This is a genomic window from Rhizobium oryzihabitans, from assembly GCF_010669145.1.
Classification (GTDB): Bacteria; Pseudomonadota; Alphaproteobacteria; order Rhizobiales; family Rhizobiaceae; genus Agrobacterium; species Agrobacterium oryzihabitans.
Map to the genome: position 1 here is coordinate 68,464 of NZ_CP048640.1, position 7,832 is coordinate 76,295.

At 53.9% G+C, this 7,832-nt stretch carries 6 protein-coding genes; 2 read left to right on the plus strand and 4 right to left on the minus strand.

The window, feature by feature from the left end:
- Positions 1 to 88 precede the first annotated feature (88 nt).
- Positions 89 to 778, plus strand: a complete 690-nt coding sequence (locus tag G3A56_RS28325) for a hypothetical protein (RefSeq protein WP_164057034.1) — start codon at positions 89 to 91, stop codon at positions 776 to 778.
- Here the strand turns inward: G3A56_RS28325 and G3A56_RS28330 are convergent.
- The 4 genes from G3A56_RS28330 to G3A56_RS28345 form a co-directional block, all read right to left on the minus strand.
- Positions 775 to 1,869: a ComEC/Rec2 family competence protein gene (locus tag G3A56_RS28330; RefSeq protein ID WP_164057035.1), complete on the minus strand. Its 1,095-nt coding sequence runs from the start codon at positions 1,867 to 1,869 to the stop codon at positions 775 to 777. The genes G3A56_RS28325 and G3A56_RS28330 overlap by 4 nt on opposite strands.
- 840 nt (positions 1,870 to 2,709) lie before the next feature.
- Complete coding sequence (locus G3A56_RS28335; protein WP_164057036.1) at positions 2,710 to 2,913, minus strand: hypothetical protein; 204 nt, start codon at positions 2,911 to 2,913, stop codon at positions 2,710 to 2,712.
- 1 nt (position 2,914) lies between these two features.
- Entirely contained in the window at positions 2,915 to 5,668 is a 2,754-nt protein-coding gene (locus G3A56_RS28630) for an LPD7 domain-containing protein (protein WP_246231489.1), read from the minus strand.
- Positions 5,669 to 5,883: 215 nt separating this feature from the next.
- A complete protein-coding gene (locus G3A56_RS28345; protein WP_170311467.1) occupies positions 5,884 to 6,291 on the minus strand; it encodes a plasmid mobilization protein in 408 nt (135 codons plus the stop codon).
- Positions 6,292 to 7,066: 775 nt separating this feature from the next.
- Between G3A56_RS28345 and G3A56_RS28350 the strand changes: the two genes are divergently transcribed.
- Positions 7,067 to 7,774 carry a ParA family protein gene (locus tag G3A56_RS28350; RefSeq protein WP_246231490.1) on the plus strand — a complete coding sequence of 236 codons (708 nt, stop codon included), beginning with the start codon at positions 7,067 to 7,069 and terminating at the stop codon, positions 7,772 to 7,774.
- Positions 7,775 to 7,832: the final 58 nt, after the last annotated feature.

A 7,832-nucleotide genomic window follows, 5' to 3' on the forward strand; every position in this document is an offset into this window, starting at 1 on the left:
GTTGCCGAACCGGAGCATTCCATAATAGTGTTTCACCAATTGTAGGAAACAACTGATTATGCGAACCCCTCAAGGAAAAACCCGGTAGATGCGCGAGTGGTTTCCGCTTACGAACTATGAATTCTACGCCTTCGTTTCATCGGGCATGTTGCTTGTTGCGACGGTTGATTATTGCTTCACGGGCGAGATTTTAGTTGGCCGAACAGATTGGACGATTGTTCAGGGGGTTTTTTGGACGATTGTCTCTTATGTATTGGGACAAATTTGTGCAGCTCCCTCAGCTACTCTTATTGAGTTTGTTCTGGCTCGAGGTTTCCTGCGTTCTCCGTCTGCTGTCGCTCTTGGCATCGGTAAGAGGAGATGGCGGGACTATGTGGCAGCCTGGCTGTTCGCCAATCGCGAATATGCTCCGTTAGCTAAACCCGTGCAGGACCGCATCAAGAACGCGGCCAGCGCAAAACTTAATGTGCCGACAGCTACTCTCACCGCAGAAGCCATTTTCCAGGTCGCCTTCCCAGCGGCGAGAGAAAAAGAGGATTCCATTAAGCGCCTGGATAGCTTCCAAAATAACTACGGTTTTTGTCGCAATATCTGCTTCGTTGGAATAGTTGCCACTTTTATGCTGAGCTATCATTACTATCAGCAACCTACTGAAAAAGGTTTCTGGATTCTGATTGCAGCGATTTTCACGGCAATAGGGATGTTTGGCCGTTTTCTGAAATATTATTCAGCCTACGCGCGCCAAGTATTGACTGCGTACAGTCATAGTATTTCCTAGTCCTCCTGCGTGTCAGGATATGGTAGGCTTATTGCGGCCGACCATCCTTGACGTTCTGGCGCATTGCGATAAATCCGTTTGGTACCTCGCCCGTCCCCGGTGCTAAGCACTCTTGCTCCACGGTGCCGGAGGCCACGTATCGTTGCTTTACGGGGGTGGCTTGGGTCTTCGCGCGCCGCACTGATAATGGCGGTGAATTGGCCTTTATCTTCTTCTGGAGGGCTATCGAGACGCTCCCCTAGCCAACGATCCAGAATTTCGGTCGATACGTTGCGGCGTGAACCGTGATGAGGCGTTTGAAATCGGTTAATACCAGGCAATGTCAATCCAGCCAAAGGTGCATAATCTGCGGCTTCGTCCATTCCTTCACGGCCTGCATCTGCGGTCAACAAAATTTTGTCATTGTTCAGATGGGCGAACTGAACAATGCTCATCTCGTTTTCGTTGGATGTGGCTTCAGGAGAGAACTTTTCTTCGCCCCAGCCCATTTGGATATACGCTATCGCTTTTTTTGCGACCTCTACTAATGCATCGAGGCCAAACCAATTGATACCTCGTGCCTCTTCGATCACCTCAGGTGTTCGATCGGAATGCGCAACAAGCTCAATGAAGCGCTGTCGGCTGGGGGCTAGCACGGTAAAGGCTCCGATGGTTGCCCCTTGAAATGCGTCTCGGATATCGACGCCTTGTTTGATGGCGAGTTTTTCGATGTCATCCAAGTAAGGATAGAGCCGGTGCAAGCGGCTTTCGAGGTGCGGGATGGAGTTGCATGTAGGGAAATAGTGGATCATGTCCGCTGCGTGGACCCACGGGCGATTCATCCAGAGCGTGCCGACTTCGAAATTTTCGAGGATCTTAATGATCCCTTCTGCGTGGTCCTGATCAGGATGGGTAACAACAACATGATCTATCTTATCGGGGTTGCCGTAGTGCTGCCTGATGTGGGTCACCAAGGCGTCTCCGGTAGCTGCGTATCCTGCATCAACAACGTGAATAGAAGTTTGCCCCCACCGCTCATAGCGGATTGCGATTGCATCGCCGCTCTTACTCGTATGGACCTCTAAGAAATCGAGTTCGTAAAAATCAGCCATGGTTTCTACCTTTCTGATACACTTATAAGGCGAAATGTCTAGAATATACAATGCAGCTCGAAGGAATGCCGGTGTAATGCACATAAAAGTTATGCAGGTCACTGGCGTGATCCTCGTCCATGTTAGTTACGATAACTCTCTCCAGGTTCGTAACACCCTGCTGGGGTAAATAGACCGAAGGACGCCAGCCTGTCGTGGGGTTATGCCCAGCATCAATCAAGAAATGTTTGCCATTGTCCGTTGAAAAAAGGTACGCCCACCGTGTTCAACGTCGAATATTGGGATCCAGTGATTCAGTTGTTTTGCGCCGACGAACCTTCAACGCATGAAGGCGTTCTGGCGGTGGCACTGGTGCCAAGACCTGCCAGTTGCAAGCCGCGTGACCGATGGTTGGCTGCGAGATCAGCGGAAGAGGCTCAGTGTTGCGGCCATTCGATCGGCAATGGTTGTTGCGAATAGTGAGCTTATTGTCCGCTTTGGGCCGAAAGCGGCCTTAGCACAAGGTGAAGACGATGAAACGAGTTATGTTATAACATATCGCATAATCTGTATTATGGAACTAAATCATTGATTTTATTATTGAAGTTCCTTCTTGAGCGAATCCGCTCCGCTATGCAGTAGAACGAGGCATGAAGCCGATCATCAATACGTCAAATTCCTAGTTTCACATCAAATTCTTGAAAGCCACCTTCATTCCAAGCCGCTAAAATTGCCCCGTTCCCCCAATTTGGTAATAAGGGAGCCGCGCCGTCGCCTCTGTATTCGTAGCAGAGGCGGCGGCTTTCCAGCTTCCGCCCCTCGCAGACGGCTAAGCCGGGCTAACCCGGCTTCCTTTGATAATCAGAACGGCCAGTAGCTGGCGATCAATTGATACCATTGCTGCAGATGGACCCAAGCGACATCGAGCGCTGCGCCCACAACAAACACCACAACGAAAAGAAAGACAGCCACAAAGACCGCTGGGACTACAGAACCGGCAAGTTGCGCGTCCTCGTCAGCGACTTTCTGCTCGTAGACCATTTGAAGAAGGCTTTTTCCGTTCATCTTACCGTTCCTGGTCGTCTCGATCGCGCTTCTCTTCGCGCTCCTGCCTTAGTTCATCAAGGCGGTTCAACTGCCTTGCCGCAGGTTCCGCCTGTGAGGCTTCGCCTTCTCGGACTGCTGCCTTTTCTTCTACCACGGGACCCGCAGTGGGAGAAGTCTCGACCTCGGCAGACTTGTCATCGCGCTCCGGGAGGACTTCGGCTTCCCACTTGCGCCGGTCAACCAGTTCAACCGACCTGACCTTTTTACCCTCAACTTCACGGATGACGGTCTTCTCGACCTTCTCCATACCGGCTTCTCGCAGCGTGATGGTGTCGCCCTCTTTCGCGTCGGCATGCGAGAGTGCATCTGGCAGGCCAACACCCCACACTGTACGCTCTCCTTCAGCCGTTCGAAGAACAACATACGGCGACGTTTCGTTTTCGGGCTTGTCCTGATACGGCTTGGAGCCTACCTCGATCAGCTCTCCGGTCACGCCCTCGCGGAAGCCCGCCCGGCTCTTTGCGGCGGCTGTTGCAGCAACCTTCTCGGCGGTAACTTCGCCCTTTTCGCTTTTTGGCCCTGCCCGGTTTTCAGCAGCAACAAGCTTTTCTTCAATGTGCCGGATCTCGTTCTTCAGGTGCGACTGTTCACGCCGACTGACTTCCTGCCAGTCCAGTTCGTTAGGCTGATAGCCCTTGACGGCGATACCCCTCGCCTGTCCTTCAAGCCAGGCCTCTCGCCTAAATTCTTTTGAGCCCGCGATTTCAACGCTCGTCCAGCCGCGATGCGCAGCGGTATCGATCATCAGGCGAACAGCGGTCGGATCGTAAATTTTGCTCCGCAGTTTTTCGCCGGCATCTTGGAAGACTTCGCGAGTGGCCTTCGAATTGGTGAAAACACGAACGGCGCCATCTGCTGCGTGCTGCAAGAAATACTGGCTGGTGATTTCTGCAGGCAGGGAACGTGACGGCTTCTGCTCCCCTTCACCGCTCTTCTCGGCCGCAGCTGGGACCGCAGGTTCGAGAGATTGTTTGACGTTTGCCTCGGCCGCCGAAATGCCTTGCTTGATGTTCGCCTCGACCGCTGCGACGCCTTCTTTGAAGGCCTCGTCAACGGCTTCAAGAACACGAGCCACGGGGCTCAAAGTTGCGATCGACGAGGCCAGATCTCGAACAATGGAATTCGGACGCGCCTTGGAGCGAACATCATCAAGTTCCTCCTGAAGCTCAATCACCTTTCGGCGCGCTTCGACCATGTTTTGCGCCCGCTCCGAAATAAGGCTGAACTGCTCCTTTTCGTCTTCGTCAATCAACGACCCGTAGTTGGCGAGAGCCTTAGAAACATTCGTTTCGTAGGCCTCGAAATCTGCCCTTGTCATGTCATCACTCATTACTTCACCCTCTCTGACAATATCCGCCAAATGCTGGCGCGCTGCATCTTTTACGCTTTCGAACTCACCACGCATGGCCGACACTTCCAGACCCGCAAGGCTGCTGCGGATCGCTGAAGACAGCCTGGCTTCAGCAGCCAAGGCAAATTGGACCACCTTCTCATCCTCGGAACGATCGGCGACAGAAGACCATGCCCTTTTCGCGTCGAATGCGTGCTGAAGACTCTGCTCGGTGGTCGCGACCGTCCGGACCTCGGCTCGCTTATTGTCGTAGCGCGTCTGCGCTGCGGGGCTAGTCCCGACATGACTAGTTCTGCCCGTAGTATCGACTGCCCTCACCTGGTTGCGCGTGAAGGCAGGCGAGGACGCCATTTCGCGGCGGTCAGTCATTTCCATAGCTATACCGTGGTCCCTTGCCTTCTCGGCCAAGAGCGCTCGCCACTGCCGGAAAATCTGCGGGCTGGTCTCTACCCGTTCGCCGTGCTGGTTGCGCATCACCACGAGAGCATGAACATGGATGTGTGGCCGCTTGCCACCTTCGCTCTGCTCCTTCGGATCGTGCATCGGGTCATGCATCGAAAAGGCGTATTTAAAGCCCTCGAATTGATGCGCCAGAAAATCACGGGCGGCGTTCTCAAAAGCCTCTGCGTTCGTACCAGCGCGTGCGGAAAGGATGACGTGCATAACGTCCCTGCCCTTGCGACTGTGCAGTTCAGAACGCCATTCCTTCTGCACGAGATCGCCGGCGGCCTTCTCCGTCTCAATAGCGCGGCCACGGTCGTCTCGGACGCCCGCATTGGCCTCAACAAGATCCCGCACCCTTGCCGTACCGTACTCAACGCCATTGCCATATCGCGAGAATGAAAATCTCGACGCAGCACCGTTTACTGTGCGGCCCTTATCGAACCGGCCTTGGACAATTTCTGCTGCAACGTCGTCACCAGTTAGCCGTTCGCCCTCCTTGCTCCGGAGAACCAGGACACCTTGAACATGGAGCACGCCGCGAGCCGGCTGCTCAACCGCATAGGCAAACCTTCGGTTTCCCAAGCCGCCCTCAAGGACATGGCGCACCGCGCTATGCACGTCCTCTTCGCTTCCTATGGCGTCAGTTTCTATTCGAACTGTGAAACTCGCGATGTCCCGGCTTTCATTCCGGTTCTGGAAAAGAGGCTCCCACTCCGATTTAAGCGCTGCGAGCTCTCCTCTGCTGCGCAGGCGCTCTCCGGTCTCCGTCTCGATCGCAATCTCGCCTTTACGCGAAACATACTCCACCATAGCACCGAGCCGACCGCCGCCACCATAGGAAGCCATTTTTACAACGGCTGGCTGACTGCCTTTCGCCACGGCTTCAAGCCGTTCGACCAAACGTCGGGGAGCGGGCACGCTCCCCTCCCCCATGGCTCCCGGCATCCCGTCGTACCGCGTCGGCCGTCGCGGCTTCCCCGAAAGAGGGGCTTGGCCCCCTCCCCCGCCACCCCGGCGCTTGAATAATTCGTCTTCCAGACGCTTGTCCAAAGCCGCAGCAGTGGCTGAGTTCGCAGCCAATGCAGCGCGTCGTCCCTTAACCTCGTCTTCAAAAACCCCGGGGAGCCGACCGTTCATGCCTCGCCTCGGCGCGATTTACCGGCTCGCATTGAAGCGTTGCGCAGTTCCAGGCTCAGTTCGTCAGCAATGATTTTGACGTTTCGAAGAGCAATTTTCACCTCCTCGGGATCCACGACACGCCCAGCGTTTAACGATCGCGCCACCTGGTTGAGATTAACACCGATCTTTCGCATGTCTTCATGAAGCAAAAAAAGGATGGCGCGGTCCTTGTCATTGAAGACCGGACGAACGCCTGCACCCTCCAGGGAAAGCGACCGAAAGAAAGCGGAAACGGTCATTCCGGCTTTCGCTGCTGCCTCCTGGACAGCCGAATATTCGGCGCCGTTTAGACGGAAGTTAATCCGGCGATCCTTACCAGTCGCAGACGGTCCAACCGCGGATGTCTTCCCACTTCTTGCCATCGACAATCAATCAATCAAAACCATCGACGGCCTGTCCGTCGATGCGGTAATTTTGTACGACAAAATTACGTATCCTGCCAACATAATAATCAATACGATGGTTTAAAATCGATGAGGATTGAAGCCGCAATTTCGCTTTGCGAATTGCGTCCGTTTTCTAGGCGGCCTTCGGCCACAAGGAGCCTCCGGATGGGCGCTCACCAGGGTTCACCTCGGGGCCGCTGAAGGCTCGTTCCTGCAACAGTCGTGCTCATCCGCAAGGGACGCTGCGCTCTTTGCCCTTGCAGACTGCGCGCGGCCTGCTGCTGGATTTCGCCTGCGCGGCTCCGGGGTTCACACTTAGGGGAGTAAGCTCTCTGACATTGAAAACAATGGGTAATTGCGTGACTATTACAGTGAAAGGTGTAAACATTCGAACCGCGTTTGCAATATAACTGTGCACTGTTTTAGTGGTTTACAGCTTCCGCATCTCAATGGTATCAATCGAAACCGTTTTGAATGTAAACCTGCTTCACAGTGATTTGGTTTCACGCAAGACAAGTTCTCTATCGAACAGCGAAACCGGTTCGCTGGAAAACTAGTTTCACATCGACTTGTGTTGCAGCGAAACTTGTTTACAACTTAATAGGCATTCTGTTGATATGTTACACAGGGAAAGCAGTTTCACAGGTCGCAGGGATTACTGGTCCAATCGCCGCAGTTAAAACAGTTTCGCTCTTTCACTGGATGCGAAACAGATCGCCAATGGCGATCGAGAGCAACGAGGGATATGACGATGACGCTCGTATACGGAACGATGAGTTCGAAGGGTGGGGCAGGGAAGTCTACGATCGCGATGACGATCGCAGGAGAGTATGCCATCCGCGAGAAGAAAGTGCTGCTGGTCGATTCCGATCCAAGTAGAAACCTCGAAGCTTGGTGGCGGAAATGCGAACAAAGGGAAATGCAGCCTGAGAATGTCGATTTCGCTTCTGCGCTCCAGACCAAGGCGATTGAAGATATCATCCGGCGAAAGTCGGACTATGATGTGATCATCATCGATACGGCTGGTCGGGAATCCGTGGTTCTCACCAACATCCTGAATTATGCGGATGTAATTGTCACGCCAGTGCAGCCTGCGCCGCGCGTATTCGACGCGATGGTGACGGCTATGCAGATCGTGGACGAGCACAACGCGCAGAGCCAGCGCAAGGTGAAGCATTTTGTTCTGAGGACCAGGATCACCGCCATCAACCAGAAGTCCGACGACTACAAGAACATTCGCGGGTACATCGAAAGAGAAGTGCAGGCGGGGCGGTCTGATAGCATCCTCCTGAACAGCGAATTGTTTGAACGAAACATCTACAAAGACATCGAGCATGGTTTCGGCACGGTCCAGATGCAGGACCTGACCGAACCAGTGAGGAAAGCCCGGGTTGAAGTGATGGCCATTATGGCGGAGATCGAAAGACACTTATCCGGTGAAGAGCAGGAGGCCGCGTGATGGTGAGACCAAAAATCACTCTCGATGATATTCCGGTAGCGAAACCACGTGTCCAGCG

Excerpts from the sequence above, each read along its gene's own strand:
- G3A56_RS28325 (WP_164057034.1), top strand. The coding sequence starts at position 89 with ATGCGCGAGTGGTTTCCGCTTACGAACTATGAATTCTACGCCTTCGTT.
- G3A56_RS28330 (WP_164057035.1), bottom strand. The coding sequence starts at position 1,869 with ATGGCTGATTTTTACGAACTCGATTTCTTAGAGGTCCATACGAGTAAG.
- G3A56_RS28335 (WP_164057036.1), bottom strand. The coding sequence starts at position 2,913 with ATGAACGGAAAAAGCCTTCTTCAAATGGTCTACGAGCAGAAAGTCGCT.
- G3A56_RS28345 (WP_170311467.1), bottom strand. The coding sequence starts at position 6,291 with ATGGCAAGAAGTGGGAAGACATCCGCGGTTGGACCGTCTGCGACTGGT.
- G3A56_RS28350 (WP_246231490.1), top strand. The coding sequence starts at position 7,067 with ATGACGCTCGTATACGGAACGATGAGTTCGAAGGGTGGGGCAGGGAAG.